Annotated in this window: 19 protein-coding genes and 4 pseudogenes; 8 read left to right on the forward strand and 15 right to left on the reverse strand. The window is 68.0% G+C overall.

The genetic code is table 11. The features are described from left to right. Window positions 1-182 precede the first annotated feature (182 nt). The 8 genes from ACZ5VC_RS32160 to ACZ5VC_RS32195 form a co-directional block, all read right to left on the reverse strand. Window positions 183-1,289, reverse strand: a complete 1,107-nt coding sequence (locus ACZ5VC_RS32160) for a hypothetical protein (protein ID WP_469123501.1) — start codon at window positions 1,287-1,289, stop codon at window positions 183-185. A 934-nt stretch (window positions 1,290-2,223) separates the two neighbouring features. Further along, window positions 2,224-2,910, reverse strand: coding sequence for an FG-GAP repeat domain-containing protein (locus ACZ5VC_RS32165; RefSeq protein WP_469123502.1), 687 nt, complete (start codon window positions 2,908-2,910; stop codon window positions 2,224-2,226). Beyond that, window positions 2,817-3,809: a hypothetical protein gene (locus ACZ5VC_RS32170; RefSeq protein WP_469123503.1), complete on the reverse strand. Its 993-nt coding sequence runs from the start codon at window positions 3,807-3,809 to the stop codon at window positions 2,817-2,819. The genes ACZ5VC_RS32165 and ACZ5VC_RS32170 overlap by 94 nt, the downstream gene beginning before the upstream one ends. Before the next feature lie 519 nt (window positions 3,810-4,328). After that, window positions 4,329-4,823, reverse strand: coding sequence for a hypothetical protein (locus ACZ5VC_RS32175; protein ID WP_469123504.1), 495 nt, complete (start codon window positions 4,821-4,823; stop codon window positions 4,329-4,331). Window positions 4,824-5,006: 183 nt separating this feature from the next. After that, window positions 5,007-5,204 carry a transposase family protein gene (locus tag ACZ5VC_RS32180; protein WP_469123505.1) on the reverse strand — a complete coding sequence of 66 codons (198 nt, stop codon included), beginning with the start codon at window positions 5,202-5,204 and terminating at the stop codon, window positions 5,007-5,009. A 263-nt stretch (window positions 5,205-5,467) separates the two neighbouring features. Continuing rightward, window positions 5,468-6,181 (reverse strand): alpha/beta fold hydrolase, encoded by a 714-nt coding sequence (locus ACZ5VC_RS32185; RefSeq protein ID WP_469123506.1) that lies wholly within the window; start codon window positions 6,179-6,181, stop codon window positions 5,468-5,470. Between the two features lie 292 nt (window positions 6,182-6,473). Then, window positions 6,474-7,055, reverse strand: a complete 582-nt coding sequence (locus ACZ5VC_RS32190; RefSeq protein WP_469123507.1) for a hypothetical protein — start codon at window positions 7,053-7,055, stop codon at window positions 6,474-6,476. Window positions 7,056-7,091: 36 nt separating this feature from the next. Then, window positions 7,092-7,487 (reverse strand): hypothetical protein, encoded by a 396-nt coding sequence (locus ACZ5VC_RS32195; protein WP_469123508.1) that lies wholly within the window; start codon window positions 7,485-7,487, stop codon window positions 7,092-7,094. 77 nt (window positions 7,488-7,564) lie between these two features. Here ACZ5VC_RS32195 and ACZ5VC_RS32200 point away from each other — a divergent pair, with 77 nt between their 5' ends. Continuing rightward, entirely contained in the window at window positions 7,565-7,771 is a 207-nt protein-coding gene (locus ACZ5VC_RS32200) for a helicase associated domain-containing protein (RefSeq protein WP_469123509.1), read from the forward strand. A gap of 733 nt (window positions 7,772-8,504) precedes the next feature. On the opposite strand, the gene ACZ5VC_RS32205 is transcribed toward ACZ5VC_RS32200, so the two are convergent. Continuing rightward, window positions 8,505-9,014, reverse strand: a complete 510-nt coding sequence (locus ACZ5VC_RS32205; RefSeq protein ID WP_469123510.1) for a hypothetical protein — start codon at window positions 9,012-9,014, stop codon at window positions 8,505-8,507. A 628-nt stretch (window positions 9,015-9,642) separates the two neighbouring features. On the opposite strand from ACZ5VC_RS32205, the gene ACZ5VC_RS32210 reads away from it, so the two are divergent. Both ACZ5VC_RS32210 and ACZ5VC_RS32215 read left to right on the forward strand, forming a co-directional pair. After that, window positions 9,643-10,017: a hypothetical protein gene (locus ACZ5VC_RS32210; RefSeq protein ID WP_469123511.1), complete on the forward strand. Its 375-nt coding sequence runs from the start codon at window positions 9,643-9,645 to the stop codon at window positions 10,015-10,017. Further along, window positions 10,014-11,387, forward strand: coding sequence for a PQQ-binding-like beta-propeller repeat protein (locus tag ACZ5VC_RS32215; protein ID WP_469123512.1), 1,374 nt, complete (start codon window positions 10,014-10,016; stop codon window positions 11,385-11,387). Before ACZ5VC_RS32210 ends, ACZ5VC_RS32215 begins: the two co-directional genes overlap by 4 nt. Window positions 11,388-11,572: 185 nt before the next feature. Here ACZ5VC_RS32215 and ACZ5VC_RS32220 read toward each other — a convergent pair. Further along, window positions 11,573-11,656: pseudogene (locus ACZ5VC_RS32220) on the reverse strand (ADP-ribosylglycohydrolase family protein); the annotation flags it as partial. 627 nt (window positions 11,657-12,283) lie between these two features. Next, window positions 12,284-12,901 carry a TetR/AcrR family transcriptional regulator C-terminal domain-containing protein gene (locus ACZ5VC_RS32225; RefSeq protein WP_469123513.1) on the reverse strand — a complete coding sequence of 206 codons (618 nt, stop codon included), beginning with the start codon at window positions 12,899-12,901 and terminating at the stop codon, window positions 12,284-12,286. Between the two features lie 67 nt (window positions 12,902-12,968). Between ACZ5VC_RS32225 and ACZ5VC_RS32230 the strand changes: the two genes are divergently transcribed. After that, window positions 12,969-14,213 carry a beta-ketoacyl-[acyl-carrier-protein] synthase family protein gene (locus ACZ5VC_RS32230; RefSeq protein WP_469123514.1) on the forward strand — a complete coding sequence of 415 codons (1,245 nt, stop codon included), beginning with the start codon at window positions 12,969-12,971 and terminating at the stop codon, window positions 14,211-14,213. Window positions 14,214-14,284: 71 nt separating this feature from the next. Further along, a complete protein-coding gene (locus ACZ5VC_RS32235; protein ID WP_469123515.1) occupies window positions 14,285-14,479 on the forward strand; it encodes a hypothetical protein in 195 nt (64 codons plus the stop codon). Between the two features lie 300 nt (window positions 14,480-14,779). Here ACZ5VC_RS32235 and ACZ5VC_RS32240 read toward each other — a convergent pair. Beyond that, window positions 14,780-15,037 (reverse strand): annotated as a pseudogene (locus ACZ5VC_RS32240) (HNH endonuclease); the annotation flags it as partial. Window positions 15,038-15,102: 65 nt separating this feature from the next. Then, window positions 15,103-15,410, reverse strand: a pseudogene (locus ACZ5VC_RS32245) (alpha/beta fold hydrolase); the annotation flags it as partial. A 56-nt stretch (window positions 15,411-15,466) separates the two neighbouring features. On the opposite strand from ACZ5VC_RS32245, the pseudogene ACZ5VC_RS32250 reads away from it, so the two are divergent. Then, a pseudogene (locus ACZ5VC_RS32250) lies at window positions 15,467-15,883 on the forward strand (tyrosine-type recombinase/integrase); the annotation flags it as partial. 215 nt (window positions 15,884-16,098) lie between these two features. On the opposite strand, the gene ACZ5VC_RS32255 reads toward ACZ5VC_RS32250, so the two are convergent. Further along, window positions 16,099-16,596 (reverse strand): DUF8175 domain-containg protein, encoded by a 498-nt coding sequence (locus ACZ5VC_RS32255; RefSeq protein WP_469123516.1) that lies wholly within the window; start codon window positions 16,594-16,596, stop codon window positions 16,099-16,101. A gap of 491 nt (window positions 16,597-17,087) precedes the next feature. Here ACZ5VC_RS32255 and ACZ5VC_RS32260 point away from each other — a divergent pair, with 491 nt between their 5' ends. Further along, window positions 17,088-17,390 carry an alpha/beta fold hydrolase gene (locus ACZ5VC_RS32260; protein WP_469123517.1) on the forward strand — a complete coding sequence of 101 codons (303 nt, stop codon included), beginning with the start codon at window positions 17,088-17,090 and terminating at the stop codon, window positions 17,388-17,390. A 285-nt stretch (window positions 17,391-17,675) separates the two neighbouring features. Next, the gene (locus tag ACZ5VC_RS32265; RefSeq protein ID WP_469123518.1) at window positions 17,676-17,984 is read left to right on the forward strand and encodes an alpha/beta hydrolase family protein; all 309 of its coding nucleotides are present in this window, start codon (window positions 17,676-17,678) and stop codon (window positions 17,982-17,984) included. Between the two features lie 69 nt (window positions 17,985-18,053). Here ACZ5VC_RS32265 and ACZ5VC_RS32270 read toward each other — a convergent pair whose 3' ends face one another. Continuing rightward, a complete protein-coding gene (locus tag ACZ5VC_RS32270; protein WP_469123519.1) occupies window positions 18,054-18,464 on the reverse strand; it encodes a hypothetical protein in 411 nt (136 codons plus the stop codon). Window positions 18,465-18,901: the final 437 nt, after the last annotated feature.

Consider the following 18,901-nt stretch of genomic DNA (forward strand, 5'->3'; position numbering starts at 1 on the left):
TGACGGATGTTTAGAACTGGCCATCACGAAATATCCGCCACAGCCGTTTTCAAAGGTTCTCATCAGAGTTGGCATCCCGCAGGGTCGACCCGGTTTCTGCTGTGCTCCGGCCCGAACCGACGGTGTCGTGGAGCAGGCCGCGCTCACGGGTCGCGAGATCGACCGGATGGGTTCTGGCCTAGCTAGCGGCCCATCCCGTCCTGCGGCGGGGCGGGACGGGTCCGGGACAGCTTCGCGGCCGTGCCGCGGGCCGTTTCGAAGGCGATGACCGGGTTCCCCTCCCTGCGCCAGGGCTGAGCGCCGCACCACGGCCCGATCAGACGAAACTGCTCCAGGGCGGGCGCGTACATCATCGACCGGAGCATGTAATGCGCCAGCAGGTGGCGCAGGACCGGCAGGCGCTCGTCGTCGGGCGCGACCCGCTCGAACGAGGCGGCGATCCGCTTGAGCACACTCCTCGCCAAAGGCATGGCGGCAGGCGCGACGGTGGCGGACCGCTCGGTGAGCTCGTTCAGCGCGTGCAGATAGATCCCGGCGAGCGGGCTGCCGGGCGGGGCTTTGCGGACCGCCCGGCGGGCGAACCGCATCATCCGCCAGTCGCTGCCGAACCACTTTGCGCACCAGTACTGGAGGGCCTGCCAGTGCCCTTCGTAGTGGTGGGGCGCGCGGGCGATGAGCCCATTCCAGAGCGGCTTGAACTGCGCGTGGCGGTACTGCGCTCCGCGCGCCGCAGTCACCATGACGACCCAGGGGCCCGGGTTCGCCGGGTCGAGTAGCGCGGCCTGCCGCGCCTCCTCGATCGCGGCCGTGAGCATGGCGCGGAAGCGGTTCATGTCCGAGGTCATGACCTCGTGGGCGTACCCGCTGCCCCGGATCTCCCAGGCGCGGTGAACCATGAGGCTCGCGTGGAGGGTGGCCGCGTCGCAGTTCCCGGGTTCGGCGGCGCGCCAGGCGACGAGCCAGGCGTCGTCCTCCCGGGCGACCTGCTGCAGGAGCTCCAGCCGGGCCCAGCGCTCGTCCCACTCTTCGCCCGCCGCCCGGACGTACCGCTCGGCGGACTTCCAGTCCCCTCCCCACGCAGCGTCGGCGACGGCCTGGCGCTCCTCCGTCCGGTGTGCCGCCGAGGGCGGGCCCGGACGCCGCGAGTCCAGCTGCTCACGGGACGGAAGACCGTAGGCGGACGCCACGAAGTGCTCTCCAACCCAGGCGTCAACACGACCGGGGGTTATCAGAAGGCGGTAGAGCACGGGGATGAACACGCCGAGTGCGACGGCGAGGAAGATGGCCACACCCGGGATCATTCCCGAGCCTGTCACTCTCCACAACAGTCCAGGCCACTAGATGAGGCGAGGTCAGGGGGTGCGCAGGGTCACATCCTGGGCTGCTTCGCGGACCGGTGACCGTCAGCGAGTGGACCGGCCAAGGACACGGGACCGGGGGCCGGACCTTGGAGTTCCCGCGAACCCGGCCATATCCGGGGGACGCGGGGGTTGCGCACACGGCTGCGGGCGCAGCGGCGTCTCGCGGGAGCTGCCGGCCATCCGAGACCGACACTTCGTGTGCCGGCCATGCCGCGATCGGGCAAACGATCGCCTCGGACGCGAACTAAGCGCAGCGCTGGCCATGGCCCTCGAGCAGCCGCAGAAAGCACCCCAGCCGCAGCAGCAAACCGCTCTACCGCTTGAGCCGGCAGATGCAGAAATCCGTGAGCTTGCCAGCCGAATGCAGTCGCTCCCCGTGACGAGCAAGAATCGCGTATTGCCCCTAATCCGCGGCCTCCTGGGCCTTGCTCGGCCGGAGAAGAACGATTCGACCAGCTGACGGGGCCGTCGGTCGGCACGAGGTGAGCCGCCGAGCTTTGGCGCTCGCCGCAGTTCACCACCAACCGCGGTCCGACATGCCTGGAGAAGTCGACGGTTCCGTTGATCGGCCACAGCTCGGCCATCGGCCCGTTGAGGACATTGCCGCTCCTGCCGGGCGCGGCGAGCAGTACGCCCCCTTGATCCGGGGCTCGACGAGGTGCACGTGGTCGGTGTCGGGGTCGGTGGAGCCGCCGAGCGAGTGTCTGGTGAGGGCGACCTTGGTGTGGTCGATGCGCACAGCGAGCTGCGTTGCTCGGTGCCGGCAACATGCCGCTGATTCGCAGCAGCCCCCGACGGCGCCGTTCGACGTGCTGGCCGGCGTCCGTGGGGGTGGGCAGGCCCTACCTCTACGGACGCGCGCTTACTTGATGGTGGCGAAGGGCTTCCAGCCGGTGCCGATCTTGACGCCGGAGCCGATGGTGCCGGTGCCGGCGTAGCGGTAGAGGTCGCCGGCACTGGTGCGGCCGACGATGTCGTTCTTGCCGTCGCCGGTGAGGTCGCCGATGCCGACCATGCTCACCATGCCGCCCCAGCCGGTGCCGACCTTCACGCCGGAACCGATGGTGCCACGACCCGTGCCGAGGTAGCGGTAGAGGTAGCCGGTCGAGGTACGGGCAATGAGGTCGGCGTGTTTGTCACCGTTGAGATCGCCGGTCCCGACGATGGTGAGCGACTTCCAGCCGCTGCCGATCTTGCTCACCCGAGTGACGCCGCCGGCCTTGGTCCCCGCGAAAAGGTAGAGGTCCCCGGTGGAGATCTGACGGGCGACCAGGTCCGGGACGCGGTCAGCGTTGAAGTCGCCGGAGTAGGTGAGCGCGTCGAAGCCGTTCCAGCCGCTGTTGCCGATCCGGGTACGGGGCGCGGCCGGGGTGACTGGCGTGCCGCAGGCGGGATGGTAGCGGTACAGCTCGCCGACACTGGTGGTGACAAGGGTGTCGTTGCAGCCGTCGCCGTTCAGGTCTCCGAAAGGGAGCACCGTGGACGTGGTCGGCCAGGTCCCGCCTCCGACCCTCGCGGAAACGGTCTTGCTGGCGTTGCCCCGGTACACGTACAGCGCGCCGGACGTCGTCTGCGCGTACAGGTCGGGGAATCCGTCGCTGCCGACGTAGTCGCGGTGCTTGTCCAGAGATGGTCTTCCTCTTCCCAGACCGCCGTGGCGTTGCCGTCAGCGCCGACCGCGACCTGGCCCCGGGCCTGAGAGGTAGGGGTTTTGCCGAGATTGATGGGGTTGTTCCACTTCCCGGCGATGCGGCCCGCGGTGTGAAAAGAAGGCGCGATCGCGACCTGGGGCTTCCCGACCGAAGCATTGCTCAGCATTTCGGGCGCCGACCAGCCACCACCAGCCGTGCTCTCCGACACGTAGACGAAGCGGTTCTTTCCGTCAGGATCTCTCCAGTCGGCTTCGGTCCAGACGGCGACGCTCTTGCCGGTGTCCGTGCTGTGCGCGAGCACCGTATTGGTGATGGTGTTCGCGTAGGCGATCGTGGTCGGCTCGGACCAGGTGGCCGTCCCCTTTGTCAGGGTGCTCGTACGTAGCCCTCTACCTGCGCCATCGTCCCAGGTCACGAGCATGGATCCGCCGGATCCGGGAACCAGCACGACGTTCGACGACGAAGACGGCGCGGTGGAGCCCAGGACTTTGGCCGCACCCCAGACCGCGCTGGTTGCGGGCCGGATCGCGACGTTCAACTCCCCCTCGAGCTGCCCGGGGGGCTGACGGATCCACACGGCCACCGCCGTGCCGTCCGCCGTCGTCGCCACGTCGAGGAGGGTTTTGTGTTGGGTCGACTCCGTCAGGTCCCGCGGGGCGGTCCACGTGGCCGCCTGGGCAGCTGCGGCTTCCGTGGCCGTTGCCAGGACGCTGGCGGCCACGGTACCGGCGCCGACCGACCCAAGCGCCAGCACTGGAGTCACCGCGGCCGCAACGATTCTTCTGTTGTTCTTCAACAGGTGTTCCTCCCCCGACTGACACATGCGTGATCGCACGTGCGCGCGACAGTAACAACCGTCCCTGGACGTCCCGGAAACCAGGGCAACCCGAGTCCCGTCGGAGCCTCCGGGGATGTCAGCAGGCTCCGCAGGGCATCTGGGACGCGCGTGCGGTGCCGGTAGGTGCTCGGCATCGCTCTTCAGGCGGACCCGCCTGCGCGTCGTCTTCATCGCCTTTTTGGTGGCTGTCCTCTTCGAGGTGGCCTTCTTTGCGGTAGACCCGTGGCGGTGGTCTTCTCGTAGCGGGTGTCCACACCGCGCCACTGCTCGTCTCCTGCCCAGTCGACTGGCCTGCGCGTGCCACGAACCGTGATGTCGATGCACCTGTTGCATCCCAAACCGTCACGCGTACGGCGCAGAGCTGCACGAACCCGACAAGCTCCACCTCACGCCACGGGATCTCCCCCTCAGAACCCGCTGTGCGTGAGCTGCCGCTCCCTCGGCGAGGCGGTGCGCGCGAAAGGTCGCATGACCCGCTCACTCCGGCTCATGAGTCAGGCTCGTGGACCCAAGCAGGTACGGAATCGGCTCGACGGCGGAGGAGTCCGCAGCGGGCGGCGGCGGACGGTCATCTGTCTCCCAGTACTGAAGCGCCAGGTCCTCGTCGGTCACGGTTGTGACGCGGGCTGATAGCCACAGGCGCGTGCCGCGCAGCTTCTTGACTGTCCGGTCCGTGGCAACCATCAGATCCCAGGTCAGAACGGACGCGAGAATCTTTCCGTCGTACCAGTCGGCCAGGGGCACCAGCGTGGTGAAGGGGCCGGCGCGGACCGCGGTCGCCCGGGTCCGCAGGTGTGGCGCCACACAGGCATGGGTGCCCCCTTGCTTCGTGCCGTGGGGTCTATTGATCATCACCCATGGCAGCGCCCGGGACCAGAGGCGCGCGTTCCGTTTTCCCCGGCAGCCCTCGTCGACCTCAGCCTTCACCCGTGGGTGCAGGCGGAATTGCTCGGCGATGCCCTCGGTGCGCATCGCGGTCTGAGCGTGATTCGTCCGGGCCGGTCGGCCCCGGACCACAGGGTCCGGCCTTGGCCGTCGCCGATCGTGGTGGTCTTCACGGTGTCTGCTTCTTCTTGCCGGACACGAACGCGCAGCGGCCGGGCCGGTGGGCCCGGGGGCGGCGGACCATGGCCTCGGTACCGTCGATCCGCAGCTTCACACCCTCAGCGGCTGCGTAGGCGAACACATCGGCCAAAGTCGCAGCCGCAGGCCGGGCCGGTCGGGGACGGCGAAACCGCGGTCGCCGAGCAGCGGCCGGAGTTCCCCAATGGCCTCGGTGACGGTGGAGCGGCCCACCCCATACAGTTCGGCGAGCGCGGCGTGCGGGAGCTGGGTGCGCAGGTGGACCAGCATGAGCAGCACCCGGTGGTGAACACCAGCTCGTGCTTGCGCCCGGCCCCGGCCTGCCGACGGCGGTCCCCAGCCGCGACGGTCACGCAGCGCGGACTCACGCCGTGCCTGCCAACGGCCCGGCCAGCTCCTCGATCAAACCGGCGAGATGTGCACGGGAGAGGCCGGTGAAGGCAGGATGGGACAAGGCCGCACGGGCCCACTTCTTGGGTCACACTCGAAGAACCCGTGCGGGCTCCTTCACGTCACGGCCGGTGACGTCGCGCTCATGGTCGGCGGGCGGGACGGGAGTCCCCCTCCGAAAAGAGGAAGGCCGAAACCGCCTCGGCGAACGCCTCCGGCGCTGCGTGATGGATCAGGTGTCCGACCGGGATGGTGACCATGTGCCCGCCGGGGATGCGGCGGGCCAGCTCGGCGATGCCGTCCTGGGGCACATGGCTGCGTGGACCGCCGGCCACCACGAGAGTCTCGGCGGTGATCTGGCTGAGCCGCTCCAGCCACCTCGGGTCAGGCAGGTCGATCTGCCTCCTGACGGCCAGCACCATCTCCCAGTCGAAGGCCAGGTCGCCGTCCGGCCTGGTCGGGGTGGTCGGCTCCCGGGGACGCGGAACCGAAACGTCCTCCAGGACCATCCGGCTCACCCGCTGCGGATGCTCCTCCGCGAGCAGGTAGGCCACGATCCCGCCCATGGAGTGCCCGATCAGGTCCACCGGGCCAAGCCCCAGAGCGTCCAGGAACCGGAGCACATCGGTCTGCATGAGTTCGAGGGAGTAGTTCCCCGGCCAATCGCTCCGGCCGTGACCGCGAAGATCGAGAGCGTATACCCGTCGGCTGCGGGCGAGGACGGGTGTCACCGCGTCCCAGTCGGTGACGTCCTCGCCCAGCGCGTGCAACAGGACGAGCGGAACAGCATCCAGCGGCCCCGACACCTGATAGGCCAGCCGGACCCCTCCCACGTCGACCGAGCGGTGATCAACCATGTCCGGAGGATATGCGCAAAGTCCTGCCGGAGGACCGGCGTTCACGAGCGGCCGAACCACCACTACCTGTCAGCACCTCGGATCCTCCACCCACACAGCCCTGGCCCCGACCTTCAATAGCCGACCACGTCGTTAGAGAGGCCTCAGGCAGCTGCGGCGACGAAAGCAACGACGTCGCCATGTCGGGCGCGGCTACAGGTGGGACAAGTGCTCCCGCACAGGGCCGGCCAACTCGGCCGGGCCCCAGGGCGCCGGGGTGTCCTAAGACGGTGTGGGCTTCTCTGTGAGGGGGTCAGCCGATGCGGACGGTGATCTCGGGGAGGGGTATGTCGGAAAGGTTCAGCTGGAGCCCGGTCAGGGTCAGGTAGGTCTGCGAGTCGGTCAAGGCGGAGGTGGTGGACGGCGCCTGGGTCTTCCCGCGCGTGCTCACCAGCAGGTACCAGCCCCCGCGCTTGTAGCTGCGGGAGGCGTCGGGGCGGTCGCCGTTCGGGTTCAGCGTCCAGCCCTGGCGCTCCAGGCCGGCGCAGATCGCGTTCATCTCCGACTGTGCGGCGGTCTTCTCGCGGACGGCCATCCAGCCCGTCCTGTTCGAGTTGGCGCCGGCCGCGACGGTCGGGCGGCCCTGTGCCGGGTCGAGGCCCGCCGCGCTGACCGCGGTCCGGATCACCTCGTCCACAGCGTCCCGTGTGAGGGGCGGTGACGTGGACTCCGGTGTGGGCGCCGCCGTGGATGGGGACGGCGTGGGCGCGGACGCGCCCAGGTGGATGCGCCCGTCGTCGTCTATCTGGATGTGGTCCGGCAGGACCACGGCGGCCAGACTCACGATCAAGGTCGCGGCCAGCCCGATCCACACCCTCTTCAACAGCGCGTTCAACGCGAAACTCCCCCCGAGTGATCAATTAGAGGAGTCTCACACATACTGCTCCGCGCCCGGCAGCCCTTCCCGGCCGCCGCCGCTCGCCGCGTTCGCGGCGGGATCGACCATCACCCGACGCCCATCACCCGCAAGGCGGTGGAGATCGACCAGCGGCGTGCCGAGGGCCTGCCGGTTCAGTCGTCGGCCGGGGCGCTGCCGGACGAGCGGCGCGAGCAGCTGGGGGAATTCGACCGCTCCTGGTGCCCGAGTTGGCCGGTGACGTGGCAACGCTGCTTCCACCTGGTGCGGATACACCTGGACGCCGGCGAGGCGCTGCCCACCAAGGCGGGCGAAGTTCTGCGCCAGGGCGAGGACCTCGGGCGGTGGGTGACGTCGGTGCGGCTCGGGTGGGACCAGCTCACGACCGTGCAGCAGTGGATGTGCGAACACGTCCTCGACACCGAACCCGAACCCGACCCCGACGACGAAAAGCCCAAGCCCGCCGTACGCAGGCCGACAAGTGGGCCATGCAACACGAGGCCGCCAAGCAGTTCTACGAGCGTGAGGGGCACCTTCAGGTCCCGAGGAAGCACATCGAGCGGATCGTCGGCGAGGACCAAGAGGAGCGGGAGCACCGGCTCGGTGCATGGATCGGCAATCAGCGGAGCAGGGCCTCGACGCTGACGCCGGAGCGGATGGAACAGCTGTCCGCAATCGGAATGCGGTGGTCGTGATGGACGTCGTGGCCGTCGCGCTCGCAGCTGGCGATCCGGCTCGGCCAGATCAGCCTGTGGCAGCGGGCGGACGAGCTCGTCGCCCAAGTGAGGCGGGGGCGGTCGCCGGGGAGCACACCTGGGTCTCCGCGAGCAGCTCCCCGCACGGCTCGGGCAAGAAGTTCGAGGACGGCTGGGACGAGGCGTGCGCGCGGTCGCTGCCGACCTGTTGCGCATCGCCGACACCTCCTTCGCCCAGCGCGGCCGCGCCCCGGCCCGGGTCGCCTGCTCCCCTCATGGAGAAGGAGGGGCGGGATAGCTCTGGGGCGCGGTCCGCCCGGTCACTGTTGGCGGTGCAGCTGGCTCCGTTCGGCGGCGAGTTGGTTGATGAGGTCGACGTCGCTGTCGGGCAGGGGCCGGCCGAGGAGTGAGATGTCACGGCGGAGGCTAAGCGCGGCACTGTCGTCGTCGGCGACAAGGAGTGTGGACCACAGGGGTCCTCAGGAGCGGTACCGGCCTCGACCAATACGAGCAGCTCGATCTTGTTCAGGTGGTCGAGGCTGCCGTGCTGGCGCAGGCCGGTCTTCTCCTGGAGTTCCGGCCATGTGGTGGTGCGGCGTTCGCGGGCCGCCTTGTTCAACGCGCCACGGACGGCCGGGGCGAGCTTCTCCACCTTCTCGACGCGCGCCTGCTGGATGGAGCGTTCACTGGCTTGTGCCTGTCTCGGTCCATGGCCGCGGCCCTCTCGGCCCGCTCACGCTCCGCAGCCTGGTGCCGGGCCTCGCGCTCCCGCTGCTCGGCCTCGCGCCTTTCCTCGCGCGCACGCTCCTTGGGCGGCTCGCTGCTCGACTCGAGCCTGCCTCCTTCGGGTCGCGAGGGCAGCGACGACGTCCTTCTCTTCTCGCGAGGCGTCAGGGTCGTCCTTCATCAGTCCGACGGCCAGGTAGTGCAGCTCCTGCGTCGGCTCCTCCTTCAGATGCTGCACAACCTTCCGCCGGCGCAGTGCGTGCTCCTCCAGCCGCCACTCACACCTCCGTAGCGCGAAGCGCAGCCGGTTGGCGTCGTCCGGGGGCAGGTCCGTCTCCAGAAGCCGCTGCATGTTGGCGACAGAGGCCCGGATGAGCTTCGGACTGTCGATGTCGAGGTGGCGCAGTACCTCCTGGACGGGGTCGGCTCGCCGTGGGTCGTGCGTGGTGCGGGAGGTGATGTTGACGATCTCCCGCTCGGCCGGAGCGCTCACCGGCTGCGGCGCGGCGGCCGGCACGGGGGCGGCGGGCGGCCTGGTCCTGGATTCAGCCCGTCGGGGGTGAGGACGATGTCGTCCAAGCTGTCCCAGTGGGCCGTGCCCTGGCCATGGAGTTCGGTGCCGAACCGCATGCTGAGGCCGCCCCCGTGCCGGTCGTCGAAGCGCACCCGGTAGAGGTAGCCGCGCTGAGCGAGGCGTACGGGTCACGTACGCCGGGTCCCAGGATGGTTCCCACGTGGTGGGTCCCAGGTGACGGGCTGGTTCCGGTCGAAGTGGACCAGGAGACTCCGTCCGTCTTCCAGGCGGACCGCCACTGCGGACCCAGCGGCTCGGGGAAGGTGAACTCGGGGGACGATGCCTTGAGCAAGCAGCCACGACGCCAGGTGGGGGCGGTGGCAGACCAGCCCGGCAGCGGAGGATGGCAGGCCCACCTGGCAGGTGCCGACCCGTACGTCCTGCGGCACGCAGCCCAGCACGCCGCGCGCGCCGGCAGGGCGGAAGAGCTACTGCAAGGTGTCGAGCTTGCATGTACAGGTCAGCATCGGCAACCGCCTCTCACGGAACTACCGTTCCCATCCAGCGGCTGAAATGAAGATCTTTCAGTAGACGTGCAGACAGGCCAGCTTCTCTGCTTCATCATGGCGACATGACGATCCAACGGCGACGGATTTTCTGGAGCTGCGGCCCTACCGGCGTGATCTTCCTCGTTATCGGCTGCTACTTCGCGTACATAGGCCTCGAGGACGCCGACAAATTCGCCAGCATTCTCGGATTCTTCGTCGGTTCACTCGGATTGGCCATCGCAGCATTCGCGACGTTCTACCAACACGGGAACCGAGGCACCACACAGAGCGCCGGGCACCCTGGGCAACCTGAAAATGAACCTCGTCCGGGAAGCGACGAGCCCAGTTCAGAAAGCCACCGAAATATCGCCAGCCAAAACAGATTCCACAGCCAAACCGCCATAAACATCGGCGATAACACAACACAAACAAATCACTGGAGCCAAAGCAGGGAATGACGCCAAGAAAGAGAGGATCCGAACACGCGGCGAAGTCGAATACGCTCAGCAAGTCTGAATTTCACGGCCCCACGTCGATTCAAATCGGAAACAACACAAGGCAACTGAACGTTTATGTATCGTCCCTGGCGCTACTCGCCCTCTTAGCCGCGATAGCCGTAGTACTGGCGGCGCCATGGGAGAGAGACGAAGTTCCCAAGGAGGAAAAGCCTCGGCGTGCAGCCCCCTCGAAGGTTGAACAAGGTGGGCGTTTTTACGTGGCCGATGACGCCGGTTTCCTGAGCGCGCTAGATCCGGCTACCGGTAAAGAGATGTGGAGCTTTCACCCGCAGGGAGCTGTGAGCGTGACCCACATCAGTGGCGGGGGCCGCGTGTACGCCAGCGCCGTAGGTCCAACTTCGATCGGCCTGTACGCGCTCGACGCGGCAAATGGTGACCCGATATGGAGCATCAGCGAGGGGTGCGTCGGCACTCCTATTGGAACTGGAAGCTCCACTCTACTCGTGAACACAAGAAGTGGAATATGCGCACTGGACCATGAGTCAGGCACCAAGGAATGGGAGCTAGAAGGAGAATTCGTCGATTCTATTGTCGATCTGAAGACTGACACCCTTTTTTCTAGCGGCGACCGCACCCTCAGGGCGAGCAACATCACGAACGGCTCCACGAAATGGCAGGTGACCGCAGAGGAAGGCGAGATTTTGGCGGCGACAGAAGGAACTGTGATTGTTAAGACCGAAACGGGACTCCGCGTGTTCGATTCGCGCACAGGAGGGCACAAATGGTCCCGCAAGGTGGAAAAACTACGTTCAGACGCAATGACCACCTCAGAGACGATGCTCTTCTTTTCTGACGCTACCGGCCTGCATGCGCTGGAAATAGATACGGGCCACGACATTTGGCATGCGGCTGAAAGTGTCGGCAACCCAGTCTACAACAAGGGCACTGTATACACCGCAACTACCGATGGTGTGGTAGCCCTGTCCGGCAAGACTGGCAGGAAACTCTGGGATGCGGAGGTGGCGGGGAACGACAGCCTCTCAAGCCTTGAGCACTACAGAGGCCATCTCGCTCCCCTCGACATGCTATACCTGGTCAATTCTTCTTCGACGGTAGCCATCTTTCCGAAAAATGGAGATGTCGCATGGAAGGCGCGCATAGAGCGAGAACTTCTTAGCTCGTTGATACACGGAAGTTCCTCGCTAGCGGCTCAGGGTGCGGTGTTGGTCAGGGAAGGCGGCAACGATGTGAAGGTATTCGATACTTCAAGCGGTCATGTGCGGTGGACCTACACAGCTCGAGGCCAGATTGAGAGGACGACATACAGCGGTCCGCCATCAGCCATGGAGATAATTGACCGCATTCGTTAACAACTGGGCGTTAACGGGACCACGGGCTTGGTGTCCCCCGTCGGCCAAGCTGGCTCCGGCGGTGACGCATCCGGCACGCGGTGATCAGCCAAACCGCCCTCCGCCGGGCCCGTAGCCTCGAGTGGCCGTCCGAATTGCCATGTTGCGGTGGCCTATCGGGACGACGTCAGAGACGATGCGGAGCGTTCTGGGAACCGGGCAGAGAACGCGTCCGGGGGACCGAACTCGAAAGGGGCTCCCAGCGCGTCGCCTACCGCTGAGCCGACTATCGTCGCGAGGGCTCGCTCCCGACTTCATCTGCGCAGGCTATCGGCGTCACACGGCAGCCGGTCTTTTCTTCGCCCTGTTGCCGGACGCCCAAGGCAGCTTCCGTTCCTATCGTTCGATCACTGCCGACAGGCAGCGCCCCCGAATCCGTGCGGGTTGCCGCGTTGCAGCGCATCCTCAACAGCTCGGTCTGCGACACCTGTCGTGCACCCGCGCCGGATCGACACAAGCCGTTGACCTGGGTCACCAATGCGATCCTGGGATCTCAGATCCAGCCAAGCCCCAGAGAAGCGACGTGGCGGGTGCAGGCGAGACGGCCGACGCGGCTGGACTGGCCCGGATTGCGGTCGCGCTGACCCTTGTCGGCACTCTGGACCGAGGTCTGCACCCAGAGGTCCCCGATCGTGTGTGCGATCCACAGGGTCGCGACGACAGCGGCGAACGTGGCGATGCTGTCCGTGCATTGGGACTCTCCAGTTGGTGGCGCAGGCTGCCTGGAGCCGGTCGCGCTCGTTGCGGAGGTCTTTTCAGTCGGCGACGGCGAATATGCCGACCGCGACGCCGACCGCGACAAGGTCGTCGTCGCACGGCAACCGCGCACGTCACCGCCGTGGACCTGGCCGGCTGAGCTAGCCGGGTTCGGAGTCGTCGTGGATGGTCAGTGCTCCGGCGAGGTCAAGGTCGGCGTTGGTGCCGTGTGCCCCGGCGCGGACGAGCAGCACTGCGCCGAGCGCGGTGCTCCAGAACGTCCTGGCCTCCACGTCGAGTGATCGACGGGCCTTCCAGCCGCGACCGGCGATGAGCTGGCTCACATAGCGCTCGGATTGTCGGAACAGCAACTGGAGGTGCTGGTCGACGACGGGGGCGAGCTCGGGCTTGGAGATCCCGGCTGCGAGTGCTCGGGCGACTGATGGGAGCGAGGGCAGAGACAGTACGGCGCGGGCGATGTTGCGCCGAAATGTCGCCGCATCGGGGGCTTGGCGACCGATGCGCTCCATCCGTCGGGTGTCGTGCAGCAGGCCGAGGAAAGCGGCGTGCACGAGCAGCGAGTCCTTGGAGCCGAAGTAGTAGGTGACCTGGTTGGGGAAGACCCCTGCCGCGTTCGCGATCTCCGCGACGCTCACCTCTGCACCGGGCCGCTCCTTGCAGAGCTGGGCAGTGACCTCAATCAGCCGGCGCCTCGTCGCGCGACCACGGTCGAGCGCCGGAGTCGGTGTTGCTCGGGCTTCGGTTCGCTTCTTGTCCACGCCCCAATTGTATGTGATACAAACAAGGCCTGCTCACTTGTATCGCATACAAGAAAGGTCGAGGTGCATGCACCGGACTGAAGTCGTCGTGACCGGACTCGGCGCGATCACACCACTCGGTGGAGACGTGGCGTCCACCTGGGACGCCCTGCTTGCCGGCGAGTCCGGCATCCGTGGAGGCGTCCTGCGCGGCCACAAGGACAACGGCCTTCCCGACACCGTCGCGGGGACGATGGCGATCGACCCCGCCGAGTTGCTGCCGCCAGTGCAGGCCAGGCGGCTCGACCGCTCGCAGCAGGCGGCGTTCACCGCGGCGGCCGAAGCCTGGGCCGATGCCGGCGCCCCGGAGGTGGACCCGGACCGGCTCGCATCGGCGATCGGCACGGGCATCGGTGGCGTAGGGACGCTGTTGAAGGAAGACGACGTGCTGGAGGCGGCCGGCACTCGGCGCGTCTCGCCACGCACGGTCCCGATGCTCATGCCCAATGCAGCGGCGGCGCTGATCAGTATCGAGTACGGCGCACGGGCCGGTGTGTACACGCCCGTCTCGGCGTGCTCTTCCGGTGCCGAGGCGATCGCCCTGGGGGCCAGGCTCATCCGCGCCGGCGAGGCGGACGTGGTCATCGCGGGCGGAACCGAGGCCGCGATCACCCCGATCACGGTCGCCGGCTTCGCCCAGGCACAAGCACTGTCTCGGCACACCGCCGAACCCGCCTCAGCGTCACGACCGTTCGCCGCGGACCGCAGCGGATTCGTCCTCAGTGAAGGCGCCGCTGTCATGGTGCTCGAAAGCGCCGAGCATGCCAACGCCCGGAGCGCGCGCGTCCACGCAGTACTCGCGGGAGCTGGCATCGCCGCCGACGCTCACCACATCACGGCACCCGCTCCCGACGGCTCCGGTCAGATCTCCGCTATGCGGAAGGCCCTCGCGCAAGCCGGCTTGGCTCCCGAGCAGATCAGCCACATCAACGCCCACGCCACCGGAACTCCGGTCGGCGACGTCGCCGAGGCGCGTGCGATCGGAGAGGTCTTCGGCCGCGCCACCGTGACAGCCCCCAAGGCAGCGCTCGGCCATCTCTTCGGCGCAGCCGGCGCAATCGAAGCGCTCATCGCCGTCCTCAGCGTGGAGCACGGCGTCATCCCGCCGACCCGCAACCTCACCAAGGCTGGCGTCGGTCCCGACATCGACCTCGATGTCGTCGCAGAGCGACGAGACGTCCCCCAGGAGGCCGTGCTCAGCAACTCCTTCGGCTTCGGTGGGCAGAACGTCTCACTTGTCTTCACCGGCTTTCCTGCTTCCGCAGGAATGTGACGTGCGGGGTAGCCCGGAAGTGGTCGACCGTGCCGCCTCATTCGAGGGAGCAGACAGCGCAAGGAATGCTCATGTCCCCTGACGGAAGCAACGGCATCCACAGCGTCGGCAGCATCGGCGGCCTCGGCGCCTTCAGCGACATCGCCCGCGGCCTCAGCAGCCTCCTCGGCAAGGTCATTACCAAGGGCGAGGGCGGGACAATCACAAAGGACATGGTCGACCAGGCCAAGCAGATCAAGCCCGCCATGGACCAGGCCAACGGCTGATCTCACCAGCACGCCTGGACCGAGGCACTGTCCGGCAATTCACCCACGAACCACCGGACAGCGCCAAAGACGCCTCCCCGCTGACACCGGCATAGCCGGCCCGCGAACTTCGGCCGACAGGTCCAGGCCCTCGCCTTCGACGCTACGGACCAGCACTGACAAGCTGGCTTCGGCGGAGGCATTCCCGGCGCCGACGCGCTGCGGCACAGTACGACGGCGAAAGGCCGCCACCCCCGCGGGGTGGCGGCCCTCGAGGTTGTCGGCCTGTCCACGGAGCGGGGGTGGCCACACGATGCCGCCGCAGCTGGCCGCAATGTCCTGCAGCCGGTCCCGTTCCAGCTCATCCACCGCCAGCCCCCAGCGGAGCTTGGTCGCCGTCCACTCCGCGCCGTACCGGCACAGCACCTCCGACGAACCCATCGGCGGCAGCCACTCCGCCGGATCCTCGTCGCTCTTGCTGCGGTTCGAGCGGGCCGTCACCGCCACCAGAGACGTCTCCTGGCCGAGGTCGTTCGCGTACGCCTCCCGCCGCGCCGCCACGAGGATCGCGCGGCCGGAGTGCTTGCCGCCGTACAGAGCGGCGTCGGCCGCCCTCTGCAACGCCGCCGAGTCGAGGGAGTCGAATCCTCCATGAAGCTCAGCATCCGGGCGTTGACCAGGTCGGGGTGGCCGATCTGCAGGCCGTGGCCGGTCGCGGTGACGATCCCGGCGCGGACCCCCGGGATCAGGCGCGGTACGCGCTCCAGCTGCCGCTTCGGGTGCACGAGCAGGCTGCGCTTGCCCATGACAGGTAGAACGGCGTCTGGAGGGAACCCAGTTCAGTGTCCGACAGCGGCAGCGGCGCGGGCCGGCGGATCCGGAAGGCCCGCACGCCGGCCTGGATCATCGCGCGCTGGGGATCCAGGGTGGCGGCCCCCGGTCGGCGCAACCATCCCGGCCCAGCGCCGTTGACGCTCCAGCGGCCCCATGCCGAGAAGACGGGCTGCCCGCAACGTCGCCCGGAATGTCAAAACCACCGAACCCCGGCCGAGACGCTTCCAGCCCCTCACAGCAGCCGAGGCCCTACAACTCCTCCATGCGGCAGGCGGTGACAGATTGCACGCACTGTACGAACTAGCCCCGCGCACCGAACTCCGCCAAGGCGAACTCCTCGGCCTCCACTGGGAAGACCTCGACCCCGATGGTGGTACGGCAAGCATCCGCCGGTCGCTCCAGCGCACCAGCAGTGCCGGCCTCACGTCGCTCCCCACCAAAACCCAGACCTCCGGTCTCGTCTTCACCACAACGGCGGGCAGCTCCCTCGATCCCGCCAATGTCACCCGCCACTTCCTCGGACTCCTCAATCGGGCCGGGCTCCGCCGCATCCGCTTCCACGACCTACGGCACTCGACCGCCACACTGCTCTGGAACTTCTTGAGAGCCTCTTCGACGAGCACGCGATCGACCCGGTCGTACCCAAGCTGGCCTCTGTCATCTGATCAGCTCAGGGCCAGCCCAAGTACGGAGCACCGGAAGCCGGAACCGAGGGCTCGCTCAAGCCATGAGAAGGATCCGCTTGCGAAGGAGGCCGAGGCGGGCGCCCGCAGCGACGCTTGAGCAGCAGCCCTGCCAGCCGTGCTTCATGAGGCCTCCCGGATGGCCGTCCATCCGGCCGTGTTGAACGCGGCGTCGCCTGGTGCCACCATCTCCGGCTTCGTCTGCCCATTCACAGACTCAAGAGCGTGCACGGTGGAGTCCCCGGTGATCTTCCAGTCACCGTCCTGCCACTGAACGCCGAGCACAGTGCGGGTGTACGAGCCGGACTCCTTCTCCAGCTCCCCGGCCTTCACCACAGCACGGGCAAGCAGCCACACGCTGACCTCGTCGTCCGACTTCTTGATGATCTTGTAGCCCACCACGTGGTTGCGCACATGTGCGCCGGGCGGCAGCGGCTGCCCCGCCTTCACGCCCATCTGCTTGGCGAAGGACTTGTCGGTCTGCCGGGCGTTCGCCTCGACCTGTTCGGCCTTGTCCGGCGACTGCTCGGCCTTGCGCACATACGAGTAAAAGAGGCGCAGCTGCTCGTCGACCGTAGACCTGTCGCCCTCGATCCTGGTGGTGTTGGCGGCCGCCGTCATCGCTACGGCCCCCTCGGTGCTGTGCGGGAAACTTACCTGGCTGCCGCGGTCGTCGGTGCGCCGCCCGCTCGGCAGCGCCGTCCACCGCACCGGCTCAGTCCACTCCTCCGGTGCCGCATACGTCGACGGCGAAGGGCTGACAGAGCCGGACGCGCTCGAATCCCCACCGCCCTTGGCCGGCGTGCTGGAGCCTCTCTCACCAATGTCACCTCTTGTCCGGCTGGCCAGAGGCGGGCCCTCACTTCCACCAGCGCAAGCTGTCAGGCCGAACAAGCAGGCGGCCGCTACTAAGCCACACACGATCACACGCACAACAACTCCGCCAAACCGTCGATTACTTGGCGGTGACACTCAACAGCAATCCGCAGCCGGTGTCACGAGACGACCGCCTACCCCTGTCGGCACGAAGGTGAGCACACGAACACCCGAAGCGCCCGGCGGGCTGCACGCGAAGGGACTCGCTCGGAAGTGCGGCTCTCTACGATCGGCGCATGGTCTCTGAGCACGAAGTTCGGTTCAGGTCCCTGGACGGTACGGCGCTGGTCGGGACGGTGACGGCTCTGCCCGAGGCGCAGACGGTGGGTGTCGTGGTACTGGTTCACGGCGCGGGCGTGACGCGGGAGGAGGGCGGGTTCTTCGCACGACTGGCCGCCGGCCTGGCCGCCGCGGGTGGGCGGGCATTGCGTTTCGACCTGCGCGCGCACGGGGCGAGTGGTGGGCGGGCGGAGGACATCACGATCGCCGGGGTGGCCAACGACATCCGGGCGGCGAGTGATCACCTCCGGCAGGTATGAGGTTCGACGGCCCGTCCCACGTGGTCGGGGCGTCGTTCTCCGGTGGCGCGGCAGCAATGCACGCGGCGTACCGGCCACGCGACGTCGACCGTCTGGTGCTTTTGAACCCGCGCCTGGACTACCGCGACCGCTACGTGGACAGCCGCCCGTACTTCGACGGCGACTACATCACCACCACCGGCGCCCGGAACCTGGACGAGCGCGGGCTCACGGAGAAGTCACCCTTCGAGCTCGGTCGTGCCTGCACAACGAGGTCTTCTATCCGGACCCGTCCACCTCCGCGCGGTGCGTGCGCCAGTCCTGCTGGTCCACGGGACGAAGGACACCTTCGTGCCGGTGGAGTCGTCCCGCCGGTACGTGCCCGCCTTCGGCGGGCCCGCCGAGCTGGTGGAGCTGGACGGCGCGCAGCACGGCTTCGCGGTGCACGAGGACCCCCAGTATGCGGACCCGCGGGCCCAGGCGTGGCAGGCCGAGGTCATCGAGCGGGTGACCGAGGCAGCACACCTGCGGCGAACACTCCTCCGGGCGGCTGCGCGGCCGCCGGCGAACCGGAGGCCGCGACGCGTCCCCGCAGGGGACATACGCGCCGGATGAACGGTGCGGGGTGGTGATTTCGGCGCCGGGCGGCTGCCACTGCCGCCCGGTGCCGGGGTGTACTACGGGTCAGCGCGAGGTGCAGAAACGCTCCGGGCGCGGCGGGAAGTCGCCGAGGTAGTTGCGCAGCCATGTGGTGACCGCGCGGGCGCACAGGGCCGCGGCGGCGGCGGCATCCAGCGGGGCCGATGATCCGTCGAAGATGGTGGCGACGTAGTCGCCATCGGCGCCGTGCAGGTGCGCGGACCAGGGCCGGCGGTGCTCCGAGGCGGGCCGGCCGGCCCGGCCGGCCTGCTCGCCGGTGTACATCAGAATGTGCGGGACGCCGCAGGCGGCGGTCTCATCGTCCGGGACAGCCGCGTCGACGGCCATGATCAGGCACGTAACTGCCCTGTCGCGGCCGAGGAAGGCATACCGGCCCAGCGCGGCCAGCTCGGCGCGCAGCAGGTCACCTTCGGTCAGCAGGTCGGTGGTCGTCATCTCGGGCCTTTCGGCTTGATACGGAGCGGCCGGCGCCGACCGGGTACCGGTGAACACATCCGCTCACCGCAATCCGGCGCGCAGTTGGCGATGCTGAGGGCGGGCGGCGGGTCCCGCCGCGGAGAACGGGCGGTGCAGCACGGCACGGGCGGCCGGCGCGCCGCGCCCACACCCGTCCCGGTCCGGTAGAGGCCGGCACAGGCGGCACGGGCGCCACGGGTAGGGAGGGAAGGCCGGCAAGCTCGATGGCGGCGAAGGTGCGGAAGAGGCGGAGCGTCTCCGGGCCACTGCACACCCGCCAGGACCTTCCGCCGCACAATCCGCCGGACTCTGAAAGCCCCCGCAGCGCCGCTCACCGGCCAGGCCCGGAATGCTCATCGGACGCCTGGCCGGAGTCCGGGGCCGGTGCGGCGAGTTTGAGGGCGTCCTTGCGTGTG

This window comes from Streptomyces sp. NPDC033174, from assembly GCF_055577795.1.

Bases quoted from the DNA above. Each gene is read 5' to 3' on its own strand.
- ACZ5VC_RS32210 (WP_469123511.1), top strand. From the start codon at position 9,643: ATGACGATCCAACGGCGACGGATTTTCTGGAGCTGCGGCCCTACCGGC.
- ACZ5VC_RS32200 (WP_469123509.1), top strand. From the start codon at position 7,565: ATGCAACACGAGGCCGCCAAGCAGTTCTACGAGCGTGAGGGGCACCTT.
- ACZ5VC_RS32260 (WP_469123517.1), top strand. From the start codon at position 17,088: ATGGTCTCTGAGCACGAAGTTCGGTTCAGGTCCCTGGACGGTACGGCG.
- ACZ5VC_RS32180 (WP_469123505.1), bottom strand. From the start codon at position 5,204: ATGCTGGTCCACCTGCGCACCCAGCTCCCGCACGCCGCGCTCGCCGAA.
- ACZ5VC_RS32235 (WP_469123515.1), top strand. From the start codon at position 14,285: ATGTCCCCTGACGGAAGCAACGGCATCCACAGCGTCGGCAGCATCGGC.
- ACZ5VC_RS32230 (WP_469123514.1), top strand. From the start codon at position 12,969: ATGCACCGGACTGAAGTCGTCGTGACCGGACTCGGCGCGATCACACCA.
- ACZ5VC_RS32255 (WP_469123516.1), bottom strand. From the start codon at position 16,596: ATGACGGCGGCCGCCAACACCACCAGGATCGAGGGCGACAGGTCTACG.
- ACZ5VC_RS32270 (WP_469123519.1), bottom strand. From the start codon at position 18,464: ATGACGACCACCGACCTGCTGACCGAAGGTGACCTGCTGCGCGCCGAG.
- ACZ5VC_RS32185 (WP_469123506.1), bottom strand. From the start codon at position 6,181: ATGGTTGATCACCGCTCGGTCGACGTGGGAGGGGTCCGGCTGGCCTAT.
- ACZ5VC_RS32215 (WP_469123512.1), top strand. From the start codon at position 10,014: ATGACGCCAAGAAAGAGAGGATCCGAACACGCGGCGAAGTCGAATACG.
- ACZ5VC_RS32175 (WP_469123504.1), bottom strand. From the start codon at position 4,823: ATGCGCACCGAGGGCATCGCCGAGCAATTCCGCCTGCACCCACGGGTG.